We start from the raw sequence: 25315 nt of genomic DNA on the forward strand, positions 1-25315 counted from the left end.
AGTAAGGCTTGCCCTTGCCAATAACATGTGTAACCCACAGCTGTTGGGAACGTAATGCTCGGCAAGGGCAAGCGGGCGACGATACTACACCCATTCTCGCCACTCTCGATAAGCGTGAGGGTAATGGGTGTCGAGACTCAACCGTGCGGGTGAATTCGGACTATAACGACCGGTAGCGCTGGCTGAACATTAAAACCTGATCACCATATTTCGCACGTGCATTTTCAGGCAAAAAAGTCTTCAGAATTGCGCGCGCGCGTGACAATCCGGCATAGTGAAGCATTGAATGCTCAGCCTGCCCGATCTCCTCCATGCCGACCGCGATCACGACCAGCCGTTCAAGCCCCTTGAAGGCGTGCATGGTTGAGAAATGAAGAGCTCCGGAAGCCCCTTCTGAGATGTCCACCAGCGGGATACCTGCCACGCTGCCGGTCCCGGCCAGCAGCGAGTTTTCCCGACGCCTGGTCGACAGGATGACGATGTCCTCAGGCCTGACATCCCGGCTTACCAGAGTCCGCACCTCATCCTCAAGCCTTGCAATAAACGATTTCCGATCGTGGTAATAAATGTTGTCACATTCCGGGCCGTCCGGTGCACCTTCGATCGCTAGGTCAATCCCGGAGACGATCGATGCCTGTACTGCTACCTGCCGGCTGTTGCGACAGTTCTCAAACAGATTATCGTGGGTCGGCTGTGCCTCGGCCAGCCGCTTCTCCACTAGGTCCTGCGTCGAGGCGTTATAAAGGTTTTGCAGAGGATCGAGGAAAATATGCCAGGACCCGCGGTTCAGTCCCTTTGCAAGTAATACGTCGAAGGCATCGAGGTTTTCTGCAGTGAGCACATCCTGGGCCTCGTCGACCACAAGTACGTCATAGGCAGGTCCGCCAGCCTGGATATACGCTTCCACGAACAGCTCGGGGAACACGGTCCCGTAAAGCTCCCGGCGGCCCCCCGCGAACTGGTCCAGTTTCCCGCTCAGCCCTGCTCTCTCGATGACTTCGCGGTAAACGGAGTGCAGGTGACGGATTTCAATCCCTGCGGTATCGGGGTCGTCAGAAAGACTGGTCCGGACATGCCGGGCAAGGAGCTGGTTGAAGCAAAGAAAAAGTACGCGCTGTCCTGCTTTCGCACATTGTCTCGCACGTTCAATGGCAATGATCGTCTTACCCGTCCCGGCCTTCCCCGTAACAACCGTACGCGGATTGGCCGCCATCCTTCTCGACGCGCGGATCTGGCTGTTCGACAGCTGGAGCAGCTCCCGTTCCACGCCGTTGAGGTAACTGCCCAGGCTGAATGCTGAGTCGATGTCCGGACGCAGAACAGCGCGGGCACGACGGATATCTTCCCGGTCAGGAAGCCGCGGCTGCCGCTGATGTTTTTCAACATACGCAGCCGTCCAGTGACGCTGCAGGTCTCCGATATAGAAGCCCAAGTTCCGTCTGAAGTCCCGGCGGTCCAGCAGCACGGCCGGCTCGATCTCTGCCCCGGTTGCTGTGAAGGTTTCCATCGGCATCACGACGCCGAATCCGGTCAGCAGTCCCTCAAAACGCTCGCGGTCGGCACCGCACAGCTTCTGTCTGATCCCGAACATGGTCCCCTTAGCCTGGGTCCACGGATCCTCGCGCTTGGTGTACCCGGCCGAACCCGGCTCACCGAAATACCATATGCCGCCCCGGCATGAAACCTTCCCTCCCTTTACCTCAAGCGCAAAGAAGCCTTTTGTCGAGAGCACGACGATATCGGCTTCTCCCCATATCTTGGTAGGGTGTCCGGGCAGCCCGAGCGAATGCAGAATGACCGTGTCATCGTCAAGATCCCGGCCCAGCTTTTCATAGACAAGGCGCTCGCCGAAGGGGCATTCTTTCGGGGTATCAGGGATCAGGGTTGCCATTCATCCTCCGCACCGGCGAAGAACCCGGTCCACGTTCCCTCGGCGTCGCCGGTCAGTACCGTGCGGTCGAGCTCCCTGTTGAACTTCTCACACGCAGTCTCAGGGACGAGCAGGCAGCAGTGACACGCTGCGCCACTGATCCGGTCCCCGGACTGATGCGGATCGGTCTCAAGGCACACCGGATCGCTGCCGCACCATTGCAGATTCCTGATGGTCTGCAGCACGATCCGCTCGAGCAGTGCCGGATCGGAAAGCCGCACCAGACCGCCGAGACTGCCTTCCGAGTCGGGCGAGCCGGTATAGATCAGCACGCCGTTCATGGCGGTGGTTCCTTCCGATGCCTCGGCAATATAGAGCCGTTCGCGCAATGCTGACGATGAGTAACCGCAGTCGACCGATATCTGCCGCACCAGCGCGTGGGAGAAAGAGTGGACCAGAAGCAGACGCGCAGTCACCGTGTAATCGCGGAAATAACCACGGTCGGCAGTGACTTGGGCCGATCTCGCCTCAAGGTCTGCAGCCCGCCTGCGCAGTTCAGGATTTTGGTCAATCCATTCATCGACCGCTTCAGTGCGGAATCTGAGAAAGATGCCTTCACCCAGAATCTCCGCAGCAGGCAGCCATTGTGGCCTGCGTTTGGAGATCGGAGCAATTCGCCGCTCAAGGATAGCGCGGGCGATACCCTCATTGTTCACCGGATACGGATCGATACGTGTAAAGCCTGCGAGTGCCCGGACCTCGCGCAGGCGCGACACTGCCCCGACCAGATCAAACCACTGTTCCAGCGCGTCCGGAGGCGCAGAAACCGTATTGCGGAAATGCGGGATGTAGCCGCCGACAATCGCATCGTCCCGGTCTGCCGACAGCGCCGCATATTCTTCCGCACGCGAGTCTGCCGGCACTACGTCCTCGCCAGGCTGCTCGATCTTTTTCTTTTCCCGTATGGCCATGAGCAGCGCTTCCTGGGCGACCCCGAATTTCTTCGCATAGTTTGGCAGGACCAGGCCCAGGGCCTCACCCGATAAGGCGCTGAGCATCTCCCACAGTTCTTCGACAATCTGAAAGGCTGCCTCCGACACGGGAGGAATTGATAGGCCGGACGCCACGATCGGAAAATGAACATTGGACGCGCCGCGCTGGAGAACACGCGGGGTGGCCTTACAGCCCGGCTCACGGTTGTGAAGCCACGGCATTACCCCGCGGCATTCAGCCTTACCGAGCGCGTCTTCACCGAATGCGTCTCCAAGGGAGGAACTGGCGCCACAGGCACACTGCACGTACATGTCACCCAGCGAAGCGGATTTCCCGTGTGAAAGTAGCTTCAGCCGCGGGGCCTTGCAGATCCCGGCGGTATGCCTGCGGTGTGCCCACCAGACCCAGGGGAATTCATCGATGTGACCCTGGGCACAGGCCACCACGAAGCGCACCGGCGTCGTGGCTCCCTTGCAGGCCGTGCACTTCAGCGTGCTGCCGTCCGCCGCCAGCTCGAACGGATCGCCCTCGGTGCCGATCCTGTGGCATTTCGGGCATTCGTTCCATGCCGGGAAGCGGACAGCCGGAATCACGCTCTTCCGGTCCACACTACTGCCGCCCGCAAGTTCCTGGGCAACGGGAGGCAGACGGAAGTGGCCGACGCCAAGCTGCGCCTGTAGGCGGGCCTCGGTGATGGTGAGGGAAGGCAAACGCGTAGCGCTCTCCCAGTCGTCAAGACCCATCGGCATGTAGGATCCTTTGTCCAGGTCGAGGATGCCGCCGATTCCGTACGTGGAAACAAGCTGGGACCTGCGGACCTTACCTAGCGGTTCCACGCCTTCAGCAACCGGCTGGGCCGGCGCGGCAGCGCGGGACTTATACGTTGTCGCCATCTTTGTTCTCCTGTCTTCTTGCGATCTTCTTCAACACAAATGCGGTTGACGGCTCCACATCACGCATCGTATTCGGCGTCGGCCATGCCAGCGCTCCAGGCGCCCTTCCTTCTTCAGCTGCAAACATCAAATGCGGAGCAGTCCTTCCGAAGGGCGCTTTTTTCTCCCAGTACTTCAGTTTCGTACCTGCGAGTCCTGCCTCACGCGCCCGTGCAGCCCAGCGACTGACAATCTCACGCAGCTGGACGGCTGCATCTGCGGTCTCCACGCCTTCCGAGCCTCTGTCAATACGCTCGATAATGCTGTCAGCGAGGCTGGTGATTTCTGCGGTTCCTGCATCGAAAAGGATCGCATCGTCGTCTCCGGAAAGGCCGGGTACCGCATGCCTGACTGCAGCGACAATCACGGCATGCAGTGCCTTGTCACGCGCGCGCGGTGCCCACGGCGTCACGCTGCTGGCTTCGACACGACGGTACAGCGCCCCGTGGTAGCCCCTGAAATGCTCAAAGTGAGAAAGGTCACGCGGCCGGCTCGCGTTATACAACGTGAAAACAAGGCCGGGCATGCCACGCCCGACCCGGCTGCTTGCCTGAATGTACTCGGCGGTTGACTTTGGCTGCCCGTTCACGACCATGAGCCCCAGCCGGGGAACGTCAACGCCAACTGAGATCATGTTCGACGCCAGAACACTGTCCTTCGGCGGATCTGCATACGGATCGTCATCCTCTGCAAGGGGGGCCTCAAGACTCTGCAGCGTCTTCGGGAGTTCACGCGAGGATACCCGGCTGCTGAGCTCGACGGGGGGCATCTCAAGCGGTCGCAGGTTAATGCCCATCCGCGTTGCCAGAAACTGCATCTGGCGCGGAACGTCGTCCTGCATCAGTACATAGGCACCGCCGAGCTCACGCAGACTGTTGAAGTAGGCGACGCAGGTCCAGTAGGGATCAACATCCTTCGGAGACACATCCGTTGTCAGCCGCATGGCCTGCGCCGACTGCAGAAGTGCCGCGACGGCAGCCTGCAGCGCAAACTTGGGGCTTCGACCGGCATTTGAGAGCCCGACATACAGCCGGTCCGGTCCTTCGGTGTCGCGCACAGCAAAGAAGGAGTCATCTGCATCGAAACCAGGCGGAGGGAACTGCAGGACCGAGCGGTCAAAGAGCGCCCTGACCTGCCGTGCGGCCTGCCCGATCGTCGCTGTGGAGCCGATGATCTTCGGACGCACTCCGCCGTCAGAGCAGAGGATATCCACAACGGTTTCGTATAGACCTGTCATCGAGCCGAGGGGCCCTGAGATCAGATGCAGCTCATCCTGAATAATCAGGCCGGGGCGCAGACCGCCATCAAGCCCGAACAGGCGCCGCATGTCCGTACGCCTCGGAATCTGTGCGAACTTGTCGATGGTTCCGATCAGGAGCGACGGCGGTGCCGCATACAGGGTGTCGTCAACAGTCAGAACCGGCAGCGGGGTGCCTGCGGTCTCGCATCCTTTGGCGCTGCAGCTGATGTCGATACACGGTGCAGCCGGATCCGCACGATACGCCGCTGACTGCAGCTCCGCGCCGCAGACAGGGCAGCGCAGGAGCTGGCGCGGCGTCGACTTCGGAGATTCCCCGGCATGCTCCTTCTCCATGGCTTCACGTGCCTCTTCGATCCGGTTAGGTGTTGCCTCTCCTCCGACATAGAGCCCGAGAGATATGCTCGCTGAACCCAGCGACCTGTCCTCCCGGCGCATCATCTCACAGGCTGTGATGAGTGCGGCTGCGCGCTGGAACTGCTGGACAGTGAGCAGGCGCAACGTATAACGCATGATGACGTCGACGCCTCCCTCCTCGCGCCGCCGCGTGTCCTTCAGACGACGCAGGAAAATCTGGAATGCCGTGATTGCCAGATATGCTTCGGTTTTACCTCCACCGGTCGGGAACCACAGCAAGTCCATGCACTCGCGGTCTTTTTTCGAGGGGTCAACAATCCCCGGCAGGACCAGCAGCATGAACGCCAGCTGGAACGGGCGCCAGACCAGATCCCCACGACGCCTGCCTTTTGAAGGGAAGTTCGACTGTCTGTTCATTGCCGCGTTTGCCATCGCAAAGGCGCGCCAGGCTGTCTCATTGGTGCGCAGCGTCGTGACGCCGTCTTCCATGCGCTGCAGGGCCTCAGTGCACTGCCGTAGATTGGCACGCGCCGCGCTCAGGTACACACCCTCAAACGACGAGAGTCTTCCTTCGAGCTCGTCCCGTATCCACCCTCCGTAGCAGGTGCAGAATTCACTCAGCGCGTCGAGCACTCCGCTCCGGTTACCGGTGGCGGCAAGCCAGGGCGCTTTGAGGATGTGGGGATACTTTGCTGTTACCTCTGCCAGCCTCCTGCTGCCGTCAGGACTGGTGCCGGCGACGACCGATTGCGGCAACCATGAGGTATATACCTCATGTACAGCACTGTCAGCCGGTTCACTCCACCCCGTACCGATGCCGTGTCCGACCGCATACTCATGCTCGTTCCTGTAAAGCAGTGCGTTACTCAGTGCATCCGCATCGTCCCCGGAAGGCGCAACCTGACGTCGGGGACGTATCGCCGGGGAACCGTCCGGATTTGCTGCAGTGATAACAAGTCCTGACTGGAACAGACAGCGTTCATCCCGGGCCAGGGTTTGATCCTTCTCGTCCGGCAGCGGATTAATAAGGGTAAGCGTGAACACATTCTGCCCGCTGCCGGGACGCCGCTTCACGTGCACTGCAGCCATATGACCGGCGGTGGCGCTCCCGGAGAATGTTTCGGTCCATGACATACGTGTCTCTGACGGCGCGATCGCAAACTCAAGTGCAAGCGGTACGCGACGCCACCGGCGGGAATCGCGCCCCTGACCGCTCTGTTCTGCCTCCGCTGCCGGCGACACGGCGCTCTCGCAGACATAACGGGCGGTGCTGCCAAGGCTTACGGTAATGGCTGCCGTGGCATCCGCTGCAAACGTGATGCCGGCTGAGCACGGCCGCATCACCCGGTACCCGGGCACTGCAGCCTCGCCTGCCTCACCGGATTCACTGCCTTTGCTGATACGGACATCGCCGGCATCGTCTTCCTGGGCGGACAGGGCGGCCCCGCGGGGCCACAGTATCCCGGTCAGATAGGTGTCTGCAGGCGGTGACTCAACCACCTCAGCAGTATCAACAGGTCCCATGAGCATGGATGACACATGTTTTAGGATCCCTGCGCGGACATCGTTTCTGTTCATTTTTTTGTTCCTCTCCTCAGGGGTCGGAAGTCTCCGGTTCCGGACAAAGTCAGGCCCAGCCAGAGCCGGCTCGAGCGGTATGGCTCGGGAATCGATGGCGGCACCTCTTCTGGTCCGGCAAACGTCGCAACCGAAGAGATACGCAGGTTCATGATTGTCGATGGCAGGGAATACCCGCGGTCATACAGCAGGTCGAGCAGATCCCGGCTGAGCTGCTCTGACATCCGGCCCAGTACGCGGCCGGGCTTCCTGTCATCCTGCAGATGTATCTTATAGAAAACGCGGTCGCTGTCTTCCGCTACCCGTGTCTTGCAGAGCATCACCTTGCGGCCATTGAGCAGTTCACACTGAGTCAGGAACAGCTGTTGCAGGCTGGCAGGTTCTTCCGGCGATCCCAGCAGATCTGCGTCGACGAACCCCGACACATCGACATCGCCCGGCAGGCCCATTTCCATGTTGACCCAGCCATTGCGCCAAGTTGTCAGCCGCCCTCTCCTGCCGGGGAACTCTCTGCGCACCGGGGGACGGAAAATATCACTGCCCGGAATAACACCGAGATTTGTCCGCGCGCGCGTGATCCCGACAAAACACACACTTGCCTCTTCCTGGGCATCGGCGGCCGTGTCTTCCTTCTCGTCCTCATCCCGACGGTCAAGAAGACAGACAGAGTCAAACTCCATCCCTTTCGCCTGGTGAACGGTGGTAACGAAAATCCGGGCATCGCTGAGCGACTGGTCGTCCGGGAAAGCATCAGGCCAGTCAAGCCTCTGACGGAGGATCTCCATAGGCACTGACGTCGCCGATAACGTCAGGCCTGCAGCACGGACAAGTCTCTGCCATGCTGTGCCTGCGTCCGGAAGGCCGAGTGCGTTTGAGGTGTCCGGGCCGAGCTTCTTAAGACACAGTGCGTGGATCTTGTCGAACTGGGATCTCGGAAGCTCCTGCGCGCGCAGTGGTGAGAGCAGTGCGGCGATCCAGCCCGGCACAGTTGCCACATGCCCCGCCAGCTGCAGGCTGACCGATACCGCTGGTCCCTCCGCGCCCTGGCCAAGAAGAGCCTGAGCAACGCGGACTGCCTCCCCGTTCGACCTTGTGAGAATAGCGACTTGGCCGGGCGGCATATGGGTCAGCCAGTAAGGCGAAAGCTGTGTTCCAGATGCCGGCAGTCCGGAGATGTACTCACGCAGTCTGGTGAGCTTGTCTGCTCCGTCAAGATCACCGGTCAGTATTTTCCTCAGCCCTTCAGCAGCCTCAGCCAGCTCCGATCGAGCCCGGTAATTTGTACGCAGGCTGATTTCGGCCAGAGTCGTACCATACATGCTGCGCAGCTCTGCCCAGCTATCCCGCGAGCCGGTACCGGCCGTATTCTCATGGCGTGAAGCGAATTCATAGATGCCCTGCGCCGGATCGCCAAGTACAGTAAAACCGGCGCCGGGCGCCCCCGGCGGTGCGATAAGATCCAGCAGGGCCAGGACCAGCCGTCCCCTTACACCAGGCAGGTCCTGAAACTCGTCGATGATGACGTGGTGGATTCCTTCGAGCAGACTGCGGACAGCATCCCGGTCATCGCCCTTTATCCGGTCGACCAGCAGCTGGATGTTCTGTTCGTACGACCGCGACAACAGCTCTGCGGGTGGCAGTCCGAGCTGGCGCAGAATACGGAAAGTCCACGCGTCGAAAGTCCGGATGGACAGATGCCGGAGCTCTTCAACTGTATCGGCGGTGCTTATGCCCGGCTTCTCAAGCCGCTTTGCAAGCGTGCGGACCGCACTGCGTGAAAAACTCAGCACGAGAATCCCGGCCGGACGTATTCCCTCCTGAATCAGCTTTGCAAGCCGTAATGCGGAAACCTGCGTTTTTCCGGTACCAGGGCCGGCGTGCACAAGCATGCGTGCAGAAACATCCGCCTCTATTACCCTCAGCTGATTGACATCATCCCTTTTCATTTTCTCTCTTCTCAACCTATGTAATTCTTATTGCTGAACCCGTCCACAACCGGTCAGCTCAATGTTCCGGGCAGAGCTCCCGCAGGCACTTTGCCGGGACCTGAAGGTTCATGGCGGCCTGCCTTCCTGCATTGAAGAGAACTGTAACGGACGCCTGCCGGGTACAATGGCCCTGACCGTCTGTCCAGCAGCGCAGCAGCATTCAAGGCCATAGCTGCGGAGCTCGCGAAGTGGGATATGTCTCCGGTCTTGAGTGAAGTTCGGCCGTAGTACAGCGGAACATGGTTTTGAGGTGAATTCAGTTGGCAAACGTTAATACACAGTCGCAGAGCATGACAGCGGAGACATGAAACGACTGGACAATGGGTCAGGAAAAATCCGATGTCTGTTCATTATGGCATTTTTCTCAGTAACAAAAGTCACTGATCTTCACAGTGACGTTATTGCAACCAAAACATCTTCGAATCCTACCGGGGCTGATTCCACCGCAGCCAGCTCAAGGCCGCACCGCTCCTTTTCCTTAAAGCTGGCCAGCTCCTGCGTCGCCGACGCGTTTACTCCTGTCGGAACACGGTCGTGCAATAGTTTCAGAAGGGGAAGCCAGAGTTTTTTACCGCAGTTTATTGTCGCCCGTGTTTGGGAAGTGTTGCATTAAAATTCACGCATTACCCAGTCCAAGCGACAATTTCCTTTTCGCTCCCGCGGGAAAGTCTGCCCTGTACAATCATTCTGGCCGGATATGAATGACGACGAAGCCCGTTCCTGCTGCACACACCATGGTAAATGCCAGCCGCAGGGCAGCCGATGACTGACGTGCTGACGCCTGAGCAGCGCCGGCTCAACATGAGCCGCATCCGCGGACGGGACACGACTCCCGAAATGCTGATCCGGAGAGGGCTTCATGCGCGAGGATTACGTTACAAGCTGCAGGACCGCAGCCTGCCGGGCCGTCCCGACCTTGTGTTCTCAACGCCCCGGGCAGTGATTCTCGTGCACGGGTGCTTCTGGCACGGTCATGAATGCCCCAGATTCCGCCTTCCCGCAACGCGACCCGAGTTCTGGGCAGAAAAGATCCTTGCCACTAAGACGCGCGACCAGCGCTCTCATGAAGCACTCCGGGCGATGGGCTGGCGGATTCTGACAGTCTGGGAGTGCAGTCTAGACGGACCGGCGCGTTGGCCTGCCGACCTGCTGCTTGATACCTGCGCAGGATTCATCCGTGGGAACGAGTGCACTCTGCAGATATCAGGGCGCTGGGACCAGTCAGTGGAAGGCTGACTACACGTCATCCTTCGAAACATAGTTGTGATGGTATGGCGTTTCCTGCTCAAAAATGAGCCGGGGCTTAGGGGCCGCACGGGTAATCTTGCCGACCTCGAGAAAACTTAGCCCGTACGCAACAGACAGGCGGTCATAGTCTTCGCGCATCAGTCCCGGGGCTTCAAGTTCCTCCGGCAGGGCAATATGTCTAGGAGCTGCCTTGAGCCAAGTACAACCGGGCATGCTGGCCAACTCAGTTCTGAGTCTGCTGTAGAAATTCATGCGCGTTCCACCGCCACAGTAAAAGGCAGGAATGTCACGGAGAATGTGCTGGTCCAGGTGGCCATCCTTCCATGTCCTCCAGTACGTGTTCCCTCTCACCTGTGCGACGACTCTGCGTCTGAAGAAGTCAGCATCCGGACAGGCTTTAGGGTCATTACGGGCGATGGAGACGTCACGGACATATCCGTCGACAGTATCCGGCACGGAGTAGAGCTGATCGGTGTGACACATGTGTCCGCCGAGTTCCTCGGCAAGGTACCTGCCTTGCTGACTGTCAGACAGCGCGAGTTGCTGTTGCCACCACCGGACACGGTGGCGATGCAGGTTCATCGTGCCATGGGGTTCGACCACGCACGTAAAAAACTCGAAGTCCCAACGGCCGCCCCGCCCGGGTTTGACGTGGAAAAGCGATGAGTCGACCGTACCCGCACCTACGTCAACCATGAGGAAGTAGTTCTTCGCCTTCCGGTCGAATTTTTGCGAAGTCACGAAGCCATAGATCTGGGCAGCAATCTCCGGGACAGCATCGACTTCCACATCTGCCCCGTCCGGCCAGGCCTGTACACCTGCCACCAGGTCCGGCAAAGTCTGTCGGGCCAGCTTGACACAGTCGAGCGAGATATCCGTCCGGGGACCGACAGACGTCACCCAGGCAAGGCCCGCTGCCTCCTTGAATACACCGGCCAGCTTACTTTCAAGCTGGTGTGCGACGGGCAGCCCGAGAACCAGCTTCCACACAATCCTGACATTCCGGTATACCGGCTCCTTTTCCATAAGCAGCCATCCCCGGACATGCCTTATCACTAAGGCGAGAAAGGCTGTTACGCGGGCCTGAAGGAGTAAGTCATCCGGGAACGCTGCCAGCGCCAGCTTCAGGTCTCTGTGAACCGTCGCGCCTCCCGAAAGATCGAAGACGCCGTCAGACTCATAGAGCCTGCACGGAAGCAGGTAGCGCTGGAGTCCGGACTGGTCAGTAAACGGCACGGCAAATGCCTTGCCGAGCGCGCGGTCACCGATGACAACCTTGACGGCAGACGTACCAAAGTCGAGGCCCAGTACGAGTTCCCGTTCTTCTGACCATGAATCCGCAGAGCGGCATTGACAGGGGATCCCCGCGGCCGCGTACAGGCGGGGTACCGCCTGCGGTCCCGCATCGCCCGTACTCAGCGCCAGGGACGGGTTATCACCGACACAGATCTCAACCGGGCATGGCGCGCGCCGTTGTGGCGGCTGCGGTGCGTGTGCCGCCGGCACAGTCCTCTTTTCCGTATTGCCGGGCAGCGGCGTCCCGGCTGGTGCGCACCGGGCGTTGAACGCTCTGACAAGTGACGAAGCGGACTTTCCGACAGTGCGGGATTTTACAGACTTGCTCTGGCTTTTCCTGCCGGCCGGGGCAGATGGCGCCGCCGCATGTGGTCCGGCTTGTAATGTGTTTTGCTTCCGCGAAGGAGGTGACTGCCTGGGCCGTGAGTCCGGTAAAGCCCGCCCTGCCTCAGCGAATGCCTGCTTGAGCTGCTCCGCCATTGTTCTCGCCATCGCGTCTCCCTTGAGATATTTTTTCTTTTATCCGTTCACTCCGTAACCCGGATCACGCCAGCGCATACGAAACTGGCGAGTGCCTGAGGACTCGCTTTCGCCCGCAGTTCGTCCATCCGGTCTCCCATCTTCTTTCTCAGCGTGCGGAGCTTGCCTTCCTCGGCAGGGATCATCCGGCGTTGCCTGTCTGTTCCGGTGTTCCGGTAGCGGGCAATACGCTCTGTGATTCTGTTGCTCTGCGTAACAGTGTGATGTTCCAGTGCCCTGAGCATCATGTTTATCCGGTCCTGGTTCTCGCGGATCTGCGCGTCGCGAAACGCGCGGAAGCGCTCGTCGAGTTCGGAGCGGCAGTCCTCAAAACGGGCAGCCACCAGGTCGTGATCTGATTCACTGCGGGCAGATAACCAGTCTCGCCCCTCCAGGCTGGCCGTATTAACCCAATGCTCGGCGAGCGCGCCCTCAACCCATGCCCCGTCCCCGACTGAACGCATCAGGTATTCGAGACGCTCGATGTCCCGCGAACCCGAGATAGTCCAGCGCGCGATGGCATAGACGTACGTCCCCGGCCGGGCGCCGTTGAGCCTCAGTGCGGAGATCTCGACTGCGCTGACCGGGCTGTAAAGCTGCGTACAGCCTGTCTGCCTGAGCCGGCCCGCTACGAAGCGCACCAGCGGATGGTCCTGTGTCACACGCTCCACCGTTGCCGAGTTCTTGCCGAGGCGGTTTTCGAACAGGAGAGTGGGCGGGTTTGCGGAGAGGATACGGGTGCCCCCCTGCAAGCGTTCTGCCTGCAGAAAATCGCCGAATGCCAGCCGCCCGTCGGCCGAAAGCTCCAGCACCAGCGCCAGCGGATCATCGTCCGTCGCAATCAGGCGTGTTCCGGCATACTCTCGCTCGAGGTAATCACGTACGTAGGCAAGCAGATCCTGCCCACGTACATACCGGCCCAGCTCGTTCGCGGCGCGTACCTTGTTCTGGATGAAGTCCCCGTGCGCGATCAGATGGGTGGCCTCTTCCTCCAGCTGCTCCTGCTGGCGCCGGGCCGTCTCAATGGCGACCTTGGCACGGTCAATCCGCCTGTCTTCCTGCTCCGGCGTGAGCTGGTGGGAGAGAAGCTCATAGCCCAGCGTCCGGATTTCCTCACCCAGCATGGCTTCCATGCTGCCCAGCGCGAAACGGAAGATATCCAGGCGCTCCAGTAACCGTTCATAAATCCGGGCGTCGACAGTGTCGGCGTGGACGAAATTCCAGATCAGGATTTTGGGCTCTTCCTGGCCTATGCGATCAATACGACCGATGCGCTGCTCAATCTTTGCCGGGTTCCAGGGCAGATCATAGTTAATCAAAAGACTGGAGAACTGCAGGTCCACACCTTCCGACGCTACTTCGGATGAGAGCAGAATGTCCGGTCCGCCTGCGGACTCAAACTGACGAAGCGCTTCAAGTTTGTCCATGCCCCCGTGCAGCACGACAGAACGGATACCGTCCGCCTGCAGACGCCTGCGCAGGTAATACAGGGTGTTACGATAAAAGGAGAAAAGTACGATCTTCTTGCCGGGGTACTCTTTCCAGTACGGTTTCAGGTTTGAGATAAGCTTGGCGTACTTTGTATCCTCTGCCTCCAGCGTTTCGGGATCGCCGATCCGGCGGGCTATGCCGACCAGCGTCTGGATCAGACCTCCGATACCCGGCTTGGTGATACGGTCTTCCGAATCGCCGAACATCTCGTAAACGGCAGAATCAAGCTCTTCCTCGTCACCGGCAGTCCGGTCGATCCAGCCACGGCACGCGGCTGCGATGCAGCTTGACATCTGACGCTGAGGGATCGTCAGCATGAATCCTTCAGACATCTCCATCCGCTCACAGAACTTGCGTACCGCTGCAGTCACTGCATCGTAGAACTCACGTTCTCGGGCGGTCATGTCAACGGAGATAATCGCCGGCTGACGCTCCACGCGCATTTCCTGCACGTCGCGCTTGAGCGTCCGCGTGACAACCTTGGCGAGCGGATTGATGCTGTCGAGCACATCTGCCACTTCTGCCCTCCCCGAAAACGAAGCCAGCTTCGCTTCAGAAGGGGGATTCTCGAGCAGGTGCGCGATCTGCGTACTTTCCTCCAGGAAGTCGTAAGCATGGGCTTCTTTAAGCGACCCGATAAATGTTTCCTGGTCGACCTTGCCATTAAGCACCTTGTCCCTCAACGAAACAATCGGTGCATTGGCCATCAGCGCGAGCTGGAAGGAGTGTTCATACGGAAAAGCATTCTCGTCAAGGAGATGCAGCAGATTGAAGAGATCGGTACTGCGCAACTGGATCGGGGTTGCTGAGAGAAGCACCAGGTTCTGGGCAAGCGGGCGCAGCAGCCGGGCAAGCCGGTGAGTCTGGGTGCCGCGATTCCGCAGATAATGAGCCTCATCGACCACGACCAGATCGAACAAGGCATCTTCGAACTCAACCTCGTCAAGAAAACGCGCCAGCTTGGCGGATTCGGTCTGGGCAGGCTCTTCCTCGTCGTTCCATCCGCGTGACGGGCGGAGCCCCTGCATACTTGCCACCAGTGCAAACTGCTGGCCCGGCCGTTCCCGCAGCGCTTCGAGCTTCTCCCGCAGCCCGCCTGCCGAAACGATCTCGGCATTGACCCCGAAGCGGTTGCCGAGCTCATTCTTCCATTTCTCCTGCAACATGGCCGGACACACCACTAGCAGGCGTTTGGCATCGGCGCGTGCGCGCAGCTCCGTCCAGATCAGGCCGGCCTCGATCGTCTTACCAAGACCAACCTCATCGGCGATCAGGATGCCGTTGCTGGGCGTATCCAGAAACTGCAGGACGGGCTTGAACTGATAAGGCAGGAAGCGCGTATTTGTTGTGTTCAGGCTATAGATGAGATTCGCCAGCCGTCCGCTCAGGCGATAGTATGTGACGGTGCCACGCAGGTCTCTGACCCGGCCATAGCTGCCCCCACGCAGCATGGCGTATGGACCGGTCACTTCTTTCCTGACCTTTTCTAGCGAGCCCGCGAGCACGAACTGTTCGTCACCATCCAGAAAAGTCACCAGCATGCGCTGGCGATGCGGCGGGCCGTCGGTTTCGTTGCCGAGGATGCCGATCCGTCCGGGGTTGGCGATCAATCGCACCTTGTCACCGGGTTGCAGGTACTCGCTTGTCATCTCAACGGATTCCATTCAGGCTGGACAGTCAGCTGCGGGCTGATTCCAGCCATTATGCAACAAAAATTGCATCTTTGGAAATACTCCGGGAGAATATCTTTGGGGCCAGTCTTACCCAGATGGATTGGCCGGGTCCTGCCGACAGACCACCTGCTGGAGCAGTAGCTATATGCAGACGTGAAAATTGGTGAGTTTTTTGCTCTTTTGACAGCGTATTATGCTCCCGGGGCGTCGTTGACTTGCAATGAACGTCTTAAAATGAGAGGAGCGCACGTTGGGAAAGCAGGACTTTGCCCCACTTCTGCCGCCGGGAATACACAAGATGTCGCTCGACGAGTTTCGCCAGAAAATGGTGGACCCCTTCGTTGACGATGCTCAACGACTGCGGCTGTTCCTCCGCTTGGAGGAATGGGTAACCAAGTTACGCCTGCGGAAAGTTGGCGCTATACTGTGGCTTGACGGTTCGTTCGTAACCGCGAAATTTGGGCCCAGCGACATTGACTGTATGATGTGGAATCCGACTTTTTTGGGTAACGTAAGTAAGTCGGACGAGACCATCGTAAAAGGTCTTGTAGACCGCGCCACGGCGCGTAGCTTGTATGGGCTAGACCTTTACATGGAGTCGCCGCAGCCTCCCGAGACTCTCCACCGTCAGGCATATTGGCGCGGATTGTTTGGTTTCCAGCATAGTGGCGTTGACGCAAAGGGATTTGTGGAGCTTGCCTTATGAAGACTGACTTCCTTGAGGGTCACTTAAGCGAGCTACAGAAAGTCGCGCGGGTTTCTGCCACTAGAGCCAGCGAAGATCCCAACGACTTTTGGAAGGCGACTGTTGCTGAAAATCAGGCTCAAGCCGTGCGGGATGTTGCACGCGAACTTGAGTTGTCCCGTGCAGATGAATCTGGAGAGCTTCTTGACTTGCGGTTTATTGGACCGAAGGCTGACGGAGCTCTTCCGCTTGATATTTTCTTAAAAATTGCAGAACCACTTTCGAAAGCATGGAAAGCGGCCGCTTTCCGCCTCCGTCATGGCATTGCGGATGGTCGCATCGGTACCGAAATTAGCGATTCGCTTAATTTAAAGCTCGCCGGAGTTGGTCCTGGCTCGACCCATGTTTTCTTGACGGGCAGCATGTCTGAGGATATGACCGGGGAGAGCTTACTTCGCAGCACACTGCAGCAAACGTTCCGCTTGCTCGGCTCTAGGAACGATGAGTTTTATGATGCGGTCGATGCTATTGGAGGGCGTGCAGCTCTCTCGTTTAAAGAAGCCATGAAAGCAATCAGTGCTGCCGGGCTTTCGGTCGAATTTTCATGGCGAGATGAGGGACATCTGCATAAATGGAGAGGAACGTCCGATGAGCTGGTCCGGATCAAGACTTTATTGGAGGCGGCCTCTGAGTCTCAATCATACGAAGAAAGTCTATCTGGTGTTGTGTCCGGGCTTTTCGAGAATGGCCGGCTTGATCTGCGAACTGAAAGCGGAAAAATAAGGATTAGATTCTCACTGGACCAGACCCCAGCCGTTCAGCATCTTACTATTGCAACTCACGCTACTCTACGAGTTTTGACAACTCGCTATACTGACCCAATCACACACCGTGATGTTTTCAAGCGGCAGTTAATTGAGAGAGATACCGGTCAAATATCGCTCAGTTGATCTCGACCTATGCCGTCCTCATCTTAATCTAAACGGCGTTACCAGGCCACGACTGGCTTAGCGCCGTGGTGACCTGATGTCGACCCCGATGCCTCGGCGTGTGCTTTGCCGTGGCAGCCTTGATATACGCGAGCGCTTTCTTTGTGACGAAGTCGACAGTGGCCGGGTGGTTCACGGACTCGCTTGCGCGCTAGATGAGGTACGAGGCTAGATCCACGTGCTCACATGTCCAGCGGTAGTGCACTTACTGGCAGTTGATCAGCACACGGAGCCATCATTTGCGATCCTTATTATTTCACCCACCTCATCCATGCCAAGAGACGGCAGATTCGCAAGACCGACGGTGTATCTGACCGAGACTACCCCTGAGGGGAGGACGAAATCGTCTGGCAGCCGGGGGAATTCCTCGTCCACAGCATAGACATCCGCGCCACGTAAGAAAAAACGCAGAAGCTCGCCGGAGTTCCTCACATCTTCAGACCAGCCCATGTTTGCCATCTTCGTCATGAATAAATCCAGGGCCGCGGCATCCGCCCGCAGGAGTTCAACAACAGCGTCTACCTCGCTGGCGAGCGACTCATTGCCGCCGATGCTCTCTTCCAGTTGAACAGACACAAACAACAGTTGCAGCCCGGGCGACACGCGCAGCTGATCGATCCGGGAGATTTCATGCTCCGGCCTGTTCTTGCGCGTCGTTTTTACTTCAATGTGAAGTCTGTCCAGGACGAAGTCGTGTTTTTCAGCCTCCGGCCCGCTCCAGTAGTCAACAGCAACCGGCCCGAGTATCGGAATCATCAACCGGCGAAGTACCAGTAATTCGCCGAAGAGGCCGGTCTGGACACTTTTTTCCATCGTCTGGCGGACAGGCTTCCAGGCCGACTGCCATGCCCGGATGATTGCCGCCACAGCCCGCCACGGCTCCCTCTCGTGACATACGACTGCCTCAATAATCTCATTGCAGAATGGTGTGAAGACCTGTTCGTGCGAAGGCGGTGCTGACAGGTCCAGCACATCACCTGTCTCCAGGCGGCGGTGCCGGACTCTGAGTCCGTTCAGGTCTGCCGGTGGCGCTCCCGCCGGCCCCCGGGCCACGGGGATCAGCAGGTGAAGCACTCCTGCGTGGTCCATGGCCGCGCACAAGGAGGTGGTGTTGCCGCCGATGGTAACCGGTACAGTCGCAAAGGCATCCTCACTCCGGGGCCGCTGCGCGCGCAGCTGAGACCAGTGTGTGGAAGTGAGGCCGTCAGCCATCGGTCACCATGCTGTTCACGATCCATGTCGTTCCGGCGTCCGACGTATGCGGCAGACTTAATGCAAGTGCGATAACCGGCTCCCGCCTCTCTATACCAAGGTATTCGGGGTCCAGCGGATATATCAGGAGCAGTCCCTGGGTCGGCGGTCTGGCGGCGCGCATGGCCTCAGCGTCATAGGCACCGCTGTCCCGTTTATAGGCGCCCGGACCTGGCGCCAGATCGACGCCTTCGTGTGCGGGATCGGTCAGGATACCGATGCTTTCACTGCTGATGCGCTTGCGCCGCACAAGGCCGATGTCGTTGCCACCCAAAACGCTCTGCCTGCCATCTGCCGGCGATGCTATGAAGACGGACCAGTCAGTCAGCTCACCGGCAGCTGACCGCTCCATAATCCAGTCGGCGAGCAGCTCATTCCGGAAGACGACAATATCTTCATGAATCTCATAATTGCGCAGGAAGCCCGCCACCGTTTCCGCAGACAGGTCCCGCGCCAGTATCCCGCCCTGACATTTTTTTAGTGAAGGAAGCTCTTCAATAAGCCGCTCAGTCAGAGCGAGATTGGCTGACAGCTTCGCCGGATCCAGTAAAGGCAACAGAACCGTCTGAGGATGTTCCCCCGACCAGGAATCCTGCTGCGCTGACGCAGTCCTGGATTTATTACGCGCAGTCAGCAGAAGATCACTGTGCGCTCTTAGCCGGATTGCCATCTGCCGCGGTGTACGGCCGGCAAGAGCCAGAGCAATGATCGAGTCCCGTAACGATTGCTCGACCAGAGCCAGCTCCGTGAACCAGCGGGCTATCCCGTCAGTTGTCCATATCCGGATGAGATCCTCGTAGCCGCGACGGAATCCGTACCATCGTGCCATCTGGAGCAGAGTGTCACACATCGACGCTGTACGCAGAAAATAGGAGACCGTCAGCCCCTCGAGCGTCAGCCCCCGCGACAGCCGGTTGCCGCCAACCGCGACGACATGCCTTTCAGGCTTTTTACTGTACTCAAGGTTTTCCCCTCTGACGCTGTTGAGTTCGAGAACCACGAGCTCCCGCAGCACGCCCACTGCAGAATCAAGAACGACATCATCGCTGGCCGGGACATCAACACCGGTCTTCATTGCACGCCAGACGGGCATAAAGACCGCTGCCAGCTGCTGGCCTTGACGTTCAGCTTCCCGCCACAGATCTAACTGGGCACGGATAGCGCCGGCAATGCGGGTCTGGTCGTCTGTCCGCTGACTTACATGGACGAGCATAGTATGGGGCATGGCTTTAAACCCGCGGAGAACCCGCACACCACCCGCCAGACAGAATTGAACAAGGGCGTCAGCCAGTGAGTCCGGCAGTGTGTCAGAAGCCTGCTCCAGAACGATTTCAGTCTTTCTGCGTCTCCGGCCGCCTCGTAAGGCTTTCACATCTTCAGCGCCCACTACCTGCAGAACATTGCGCTCCCGGGCAGAAGCCCCGAACAGCTCTTCGGTGCCGGTGTACCCTTTCGGGCGGGGCAACTGGAGCACAAAATCCCTAGGGAACAGATCATCACCGGCCTCGCGGTCGACAGCGTCGGGGTTGATCAGGATGTTGGCAAACGGTGTTGCCGTATAGGCGATATAAGCCGCCTTTTTCAGCTGCTTAAGAATGGAGCGGATAAGACCATTGGTCCGGGATGGCGCAAGGTTTTCGTCAGTATCCTCTTCCTCGCCAAGCGCCGGATCAGCGGGTCTGTCGCCCCTGGTGTTGATGGACGCCTGATCGGCCTCGTCGTCAATGATCAGGACCGGCAGATCATGCAGGAGAGACCCGGATGATTCCAGCCAGCTGTCCAGCTTTTGAAGAACAGCCACATTCTTTTTTACAACCGCAAGAAAGAGCCGGTCTGACTGAAGTATGTCTGTGTCCCGCTTCTGAAAGTCGTCCGTCGATGTGGTCAGCGTTACCCATTTCAGATCATCACCCGGCCCTTGCAGATGAGTGCTCTGGTTACCGATCAGCTCCCGCTCCAGGCGGCACTGAGTCTGATTCCGGAGAGAGTCATGAATGCCGGACAGGACGATTACCATCCTGTAACCTGCGTCAACTGCACGCGCCGCAACGGCTGTGTAGTTCGCAGTCTTACCACTCTGAACATAGCCGACAACCAAGCCGCGTCCCTGAAAAGAAGCGCCGGTCCGGGGATCGGGGAGGCATCGCAAAACCCGGAACGATTCCGCAGCTACTGAATCCAGTTGTTGCCGCTCCCACTTCGGATCCGAGCCCAGCAACGCCTCAAGCCGGCTCCAGCACTGCCATGATTCATCAGACAGCCGGTCAGTCCAGCCGGGTCGCTGTGGTATTGAACCGATGATCCGGACCATGCTCATCAGGCGTCTTTTTCAGCCATCAGTTGCTTCTGGACTTCTACTCCATCGAGCTTTCCCAGGAAAGCGGCCAGATGTGCAAGTGCCCCGGGATCGGACCGGAGTTGCCTTACCAGTGCGAAGAGACTCGGGCTGAGTTCGCTGACCTGGATGTCAACAGAGCCGGTCAGCCCCTTCGTCACCTTCCACATAAATTTTTCAGTCCTGACTTCTCTGATTCCGACCTGCGGAAAAGCGGCGGTTGAAGTGCTCTTAGTCCCGGCAGATCCGGATAAAGAGGCAGTGACTGCACCGGCGACGTGTGCAGCGCCGCTTGCGGTTCCGGAATTTTTCGACGTCGGCACGCCGGCCGGCGGAGTAACCGGTATCTGCCGCGGCTTGCGGTACTTGTTCTGACTGGCTTTCCGTGCGGCAGTGGCAAGGGTCTTTACTTCAGTCTGAAGCTGCATGGGTAAGTGAACGATCTGCTTACTGATATTGATCTTGAAAGCATCGTCGAGCACTTTGTCGAAGTTGACCACTACGCGCGCCAGCTTGGTTTTCTCATCGTTGGTTTCCCACATCTGGTGCCAGCCACCCCACTTGATGAGACGGTCGTGACGATAGATGAAGAGCCCCTGGGTTTCGTTCCTTTTGCCGTGCAGACCGAGCAGGTCCAGCGCACGGCGGGCTTCTGCGGCCCCGATGTCTTTATAGTGAGAGGCTATCTCATCTTCGCTCGGCAGAAGAAACGCCTGAACGAAGACCTTTCCATCCCCGCCTTCTATCGGTATGCGGATCGTTTTCGCATCGAAGGCAGATGTTAATTGATGTCCTACCGGATTGTTTGGCTCGACACGATGGCCATTGATAGTGATTGTCACTTTCTTCCGGCCTGCCGCCTTTGCTTCGAGGAAGCGGTGGAACACCAGCGCAAGATGACGTTCCAGAAGCATTATTTCTGATGAAAACGGATCCAGGCCCCGAGCGGCCGGCATTGTCTGCGGCGGGTGCATATCTTTCCAGAGGACGACCGTACCATGATTCCAGATGGCCGTTATCTCCTGCTCCCATGGTGCCAGCGGATCCGATCTGGCGATCCATCCGTCCATGTTGTCGATATCCCAGGTAAGGTGACTGGCCGCGGCTCCATCGCATCTGGTCACCACGGTAAAAACTTTTGCTTGTGACCACGACGCCCCTTTCAGGCCATAACCGTATTTTCCCAGGCTGTGATTTTCATAATCAGTACTGCTGCCGATACGCATCGCCTCAGCCAGCGTGGCAGCGTCCATGCCCGTACCGTTATCTGCGATACTCATCCACCGCCCGTGACCTCTGTCAGGACGACCGAAGGTAATGTCGATTTTCGTGGCGTCGGCACTGATCGCGTTATCCACGAGATCTGCGACCGCTGATGGCATTGTGTGTCCGACCGAGCCCAGGATCCGCACCAGCCGCGCGGGGTTCGGAGCCAGTTCTATTCCGTTCAACGGAACCTGAGGAAGCGGCGGAACCATAGCTGTCTCCTTCTGTGGTGCTGTAAAAAGATCCGGACGCGCTTCACTGAGGGTTTTCCAGGCCCGCTCACCCTCATCATCATAAAGCGCAACCATCGCTGTTTTTGCCAGCCTGCTGCTTTCCCCGTCAGCAAGTATTGCCTTCGTTACGTGATGATCTGCAGGAAATACAGCCCATGACCCCGTAGCCGGGCTTGACCCGGCTTCGATTTCCATTGCAAACAGGCAGCCCGGCGCGACAAAGTGATAACACTGATCCGTGGGACAATTGCCTTCCATGCGCCAGTTCCTTTCCTGCCGCTTCAGCCACTGATGCACCTCGCTGATACCCTCATCGGTGTCGTACCGGAGGATCATCTCAATGACATCGGAGTCCTTTGCCGCTGGAAAGACGCGTTCCACCACTTTCCAGTGGAAGTGGATTGCGCGCTGCTTCGAGCCCTCTTTCCCTTGACGCCGGTACTCATGAAACATCCCGAGTTCGCTGTGGGTGAGGATTCTCAGTATCAGAAAGCGCATAGCTCCGCTCCGCGTCTTCCTGCGGTTGTGAGCTGCGTGCCCGTATTCAACCCGAGCAGTTCTCTGCGGATATCATTCATCGGCTGACAACCGATCATGGAACGCATCGTTATCGCAATGGAATAAGCAACAAGCGGCGGAACAGCATTACCGATCTGTTTGAATGCCGGGTTCATGCTTCCACTGAAGGCAAAACCGTCGGGGAAGGACTGTAACCTGGCAGCCTCTCGCACCGAAATGGTTCTGGCCTGCTTACTGTCAAAGTGAATATGACTGTATGAATCTTTCCCCAGGTGCGCGAGAAGTGTACGTACCGGCTTATCGCGATACAGCTTCCACCACTTGTTCGGGAACTTCCCGGGATCATAGGGAAGCGTCCACGATTTCATGAACTTTTGTATCTCAGCAGTGTGGGCCAGCCTATCGTCCTCGTCTGGCCACTGCTTGTTTATCAATTGGTCTCGTTTTTTCTCGACAAACTGCCAGACCTCCGGATACTGCCAGCCTTCTTTCATCAGCTTAAAAATCTTGTAATCGCGCGGAAGGTATCGGATCACGTGCCCGGTGGTAGAGTTGCTGGCACCAAAACCGGGCCATTGCCGCATCAGCCGTGACCAAGCGGTCGTAGGGTCCGGCGACGTGTATTCCACACGCTCAGCCGGATCCTTCCGCCCGCGCACAATCAGTTTTTTATCCAGCAGATCAAGAGCATAAATCGGAGGCAGATCAGCGAGCGCCTGGCTTGCGGTGGTCGCGGGAGGCAGATCATCATCAGGAGACGGGTCACTGATCCAACAATGGCTGTGTTCCGCCTGCATCCCTTCTATTACAAATTGCGGAATCAATTTCCTCGCAGCCGCTCTCGTTCCCTCATAGCCGGAGGGAAGAACCGAAAAGTGGGTTGGAGAAGGAAAGAGAACATCCTGGTCAAGATCTTCGTGTACGCCGATAAGGAACATCCGCTCCCGAGTCTGTGGTACACCGAACCAGGAGGCATTAAGCAGTGTGTAACGGACTACATATCCTTCCTTTTGAAGCTTCTCAGCAATCGTTTCCGCAACGTTTTTGCCACCATGATTCAGAATATCCGGAACATTCTCCATCAGCAGAGCTAATGGTCTGGTTTGACGGACGTAGTGCAGGTAGCGTTGCCACAGATTTACGCGGCCATCCACCAGAAACGCAATATCGGCATCGTCCTCTTCCCGGCGATGAGCCTCTGCGCGGAGCTTGGCGCGTCCTACACGTGCGAAAGCCTGACACGGAGGACCACCGACGAGAACGTCGACTTGGTCGTCTACAGGACCTCCGATACCAAGGTCTTTGAAAATTGAGGCAGGGTCTTCTTTTGTAATGTCGCGTGCCTTGAAATGAGCCTCCCGGTTCGAACCGTGGCTTATCCCGGCAAAGTTTGCGCCATGTGAGGCTGCGGCCCAGGCATCGAATTCAACAGAAGCTACCAGCTCAAATCCAGCCGTAGCAAATCCAAGCGAAATGCCTCCGCATCCGGCGAAAAGATCCATGAATCGGGGAGGCTGACCGCTCTTCAGCCTTGCGATCTTCCGCACAATAACCTCAGACCGCGCCACTGAGCAGCCCCCCATAATACATACTGAACTTTAAGATGGTTCCTGCGCGAGTTCTATCAGTTAAAAATCTGTCAAACATAATCATATTTCATTGGGTCTCTCGAATCTGCATCGTTTGTTGTGTGACATTGTTATCGATGCCTACAGGGAGAGACGCTGGGCTCACTCTACCGTAAAGCGCAAACCACTCTTAGCTGCGCATCTGTAAATGGGTTTTACTGTGTCCCTCAGGAGGTCAGAAATTCTTTGGAGCTTTGAAGACAACTTTCCGGCGCAGGTGGGCGGAGACAGTCACTTTTGTCAACCACGACAGGATAGAGCAAATCTTTCAGACCAGCAATGACAGGGATAAGTCATCTTGTTGGACTGTTCACACGGCGGTCACGGCTTGACGGAAACTCTAAGCGCCAACGTCGCGGGCAACCGCCGACAGGCGCAACCCGTGCGTATTATGACAGGTGGAGACTGCTCAACAGCTGTCGGCGCGGTCACCAATTCCGGCGTACCCAGAAATTGCATTGAACCGCCATGATCGGAGTAATCAGCACAACTATGACGCCTCGCAAAAAACAGCCCTTAGCTCATGCTGGCCGTACGCGTGTCGATCACTTCGACCCGCACGTGGTGACGCGGTCTTCCACCGCTACCGTTCCGGAAGAAGATGATATACAAACAACCAGCATTGATGCTTACGAAACTGGTTTCAATCAACCTGTCGGAGGCGTCTATCTGCCGACATCGTTGAGAGACGTCGTGCTCCCGATCGGAGCGCAAGCCGTACCGTTTAATAGCCGGAGAAACCATACGGGTTGCTGTCCGGTACATCATCAATCCCAGGCCACGGCGTATGTGTCAACGGATCGAGCCAGTCCGCCAGTTTAGTGAGCAGTTCCAGGTCCTCACAAAGATCCGTTCGCAGGCCTGCAGACGCCCCAAGTTTTGCCCTAAGCCTGCGTAGGGAATCCGCCCGGTCCAGGTTTTTCGCCATCTCTTCAAGGCCGGCAAGCCTGTGCAGAAGCTTGTCCCGGGCTTCCTTTTGAATTTGCCACTCCCGTGACAGCCGCTCACGTTCGCGAGCCTTATCTGCACGAATCTCTGCCTGGACTCTAAACCGCAGCGCCGCCTCTTCAAGGCGGTTTTGAGATAGCCCCTTGATTCACCAGACACAGTCGATGCTGTATCCTTACGGATAGGAATAAGACTGTGAGTATGACTAGGAACAACCAAACCATCGAAGTCGTGACGGTGTCCGAAGAGCGACGCCGC

13 protein-coding genes are annotated in these 25315 nt (G+C 58.0%); 3 read left to right on the plus strand and 10 right to left on the minus strand.

The window, feature by feature from the left end:
• Positions 1-160: 160 nt before the first annotated feature.
• The 4 genes from FG94_RS02185 to FG94_RS02200 are packed head-to-tail and all read right to left on the minus strand — an operon-like array spanning position 161 to position 8934.
• On the minus strand, positions 161-1891 hold the full coding sequence (locus FG94_RS02185) for a nuclease-related domain-containing DEAD/DEAH box helicase (RefSeq protein ID WP_051996015.1): 1731 nt from the start codon (positions 1889-1891) through the stop codon (positions 161-163).
• Positions 1879-3756: a DUF1998 domain-containing protein gene (gene drmB, locus FG94_RS02190; RefSeq protein WP_036206359.1), complete on the minus strand. Its 1878-nt coding sequence runs from the start codon at positions 3754-3756 to the stop codon at positions 1879-1881. The genes FG94_RS02185 and drmB overlap by 13 nt, the downstream gene beginning before the upstream one ends.
• Positions 3740-6988 carry a helicase-related protein gene (locus FG94_RS02195; RefSeq protein WP_036206362.1) on the minus strand — a complete coding sequence of 1083 codons (3249 nt, stop codon included), beginning with the start codon at positions 6986-6988 and terminating at the stop codon, positions 3740-3742. The genes drmB and FG94_RS02195 overlap by 17 nt, the downstream gene beginning before the upstream one ends.
• Positions 6985-8934 carry a UvrD-helicase domain-containing protein gene (locus FG94_RS02200; RefSeq protein ID WP_051996017.1) on the minus strand — a complete coding sequence of 650 codons (1950 nt, stop codon included), beginning with the start codon at positions 8932-8934 and terminating at the stop codon, positions 6985-6987. Before FG94_RS02200 ends, FG94_RS02195 begins: the two co-directional genes overlap by 4 nt.
• 804 nt (positions 8935-9738) lie before the next feature.
• Here FG94_RS02200 and FG94_RS02205 point away from each other — a divergent pair.
• Positions 9739-10212 (plus strand): very short patch repair endonuclease, encoded by a 474-nt coding sequence (locus FG94_RS02205; protein WP_036206367.1) that lies wholly within the window; start codon positions 9739-9741, stop codon positions 10210-10212.
• On the opposite strand, the gene FG94_RS02210 is transcribed toward FG94_RS02205, so the two are convergent.
• Positions 10213-11730, minus strand: a complete 1518-nt coding sequence (locus FG94_RS02210) for a hypothetical protein (RefSeq protein WP_051996019.1) — start codon at positions 11728-11730, stop codon at positions 10213-10215.
• A gap of 317 nt (positions 11731-12047) precedes the next feature.
• Positions 12048-15194: an SNF2-related protein gene (locus FG94_RS02215; RefSeq protein WP_200879929.1), complete on the minus strand. Its 3147-nt coding sequence runs from the start codon at positions 15192-15194 to the stop codon at positions 12048-12050.
• A 259-nt stretch (positions 15195-15453) separates the two neighbouring features.
• Between FG94_RS02215 and FG94_RS02220 the strand changes: the two genes are divergently transcribed.
• The gene (locus FG94_RS02220; RefSeq protein WP_051996021.1) at positions 15454-15909 is read left to right on the plus strand and encodes a hypothetical protein; all 456 of its coding nucleotides are present in this window, start codon (positions 15454-15456) and stop codon (positions 15907-15909) included.
• Positions 15906-16838 carry a hypothetical protein gene (locus FG94_RS27040; protein ID WP_152570810.1) on the plus strand — a complete coding sequence of 311 codons (933 nt, stop codon included), beginning with the start codon at positions 15906-15908 and terminating at the stop codon, positions 16836-16838. The genes FG94_RS02220 and FG94_RS27040 overlap by 4 nt, the downstream gene beginning before the upstream one ends.
• A gap of 258 nt (positions 16839-17096) precedes the next feature.
• On the opposite strand, the gene FG94_RS02225 is transcribed toward FG94_RS27040, so the two are convergent.
• The 4 genes from FG94_RS02225 to FG94_RS02240 are packed head-to-tail and all read right to left on the minus strand — an operon-like array spanning position 17097 to position 23983.
• Positions 17097-18089 carry a PD-(D/E)XK motif protein gene (locus FG94_RS02225; RefSeq protein WP_036206374.1) on the minus strand — a complete coding sequence of 331 codons (993 nt, stop codon included), beginning with the start codon at positions 18087-18089 and terminating at the stop codon, positions 17097-17099.
• Entirely contained in the window at positions 18082-20445 is a 2364-nt protein-coding gene (locus FG94_RS02230; RefSeq protein ID WP_036206378.1) for a Z1 domain-containing protein, read from the minus strand. The genes FG94_RS02225 and FG94_RS02230 overlap by 8 nt, the downstream gene beginning before the upstream one ends.
• Positions 20445-22460 (minus strand): ATP-binding protein, encoded by a 2016-nt coding sequence (locus FG94_RS02235; protein WP_036206381.1) that lies wholly within the window; start codon positions 22458-22460, stop codon positions 20445-20447. The genes FG94_RS02230 and FG94_RS02235 overlap by 1 nt, the downstream gene beginning before the upstream one ends.
• Positions 22448-23983, minus strand: a complete 1536-nt coding sequence (locus tag FG94_RS02240; RefSeq protein WP_051996040.1) for a DNA cytosine methyltransferase — start codon at positions 23981-23983, stop codon at positions 22448-22450. Before FG94_RS02240 ends, FG94_RS02235 begins: the two co-directional genes overlap by 13 nt.
• Between the last annotated feature and the right edge of the window lie 1332 nt (positions 23984-25315).

Origin of the sequence: Massilia sp. LC238, from assembly GCF_000735635.1 — a bacterium.
Classification (GTDB): Bacteria; Pseudomonadota; Gammaproteobacteria; order Burkholderiales; family Burkholderiaceae_D; genus Telluria; species Telluria varians.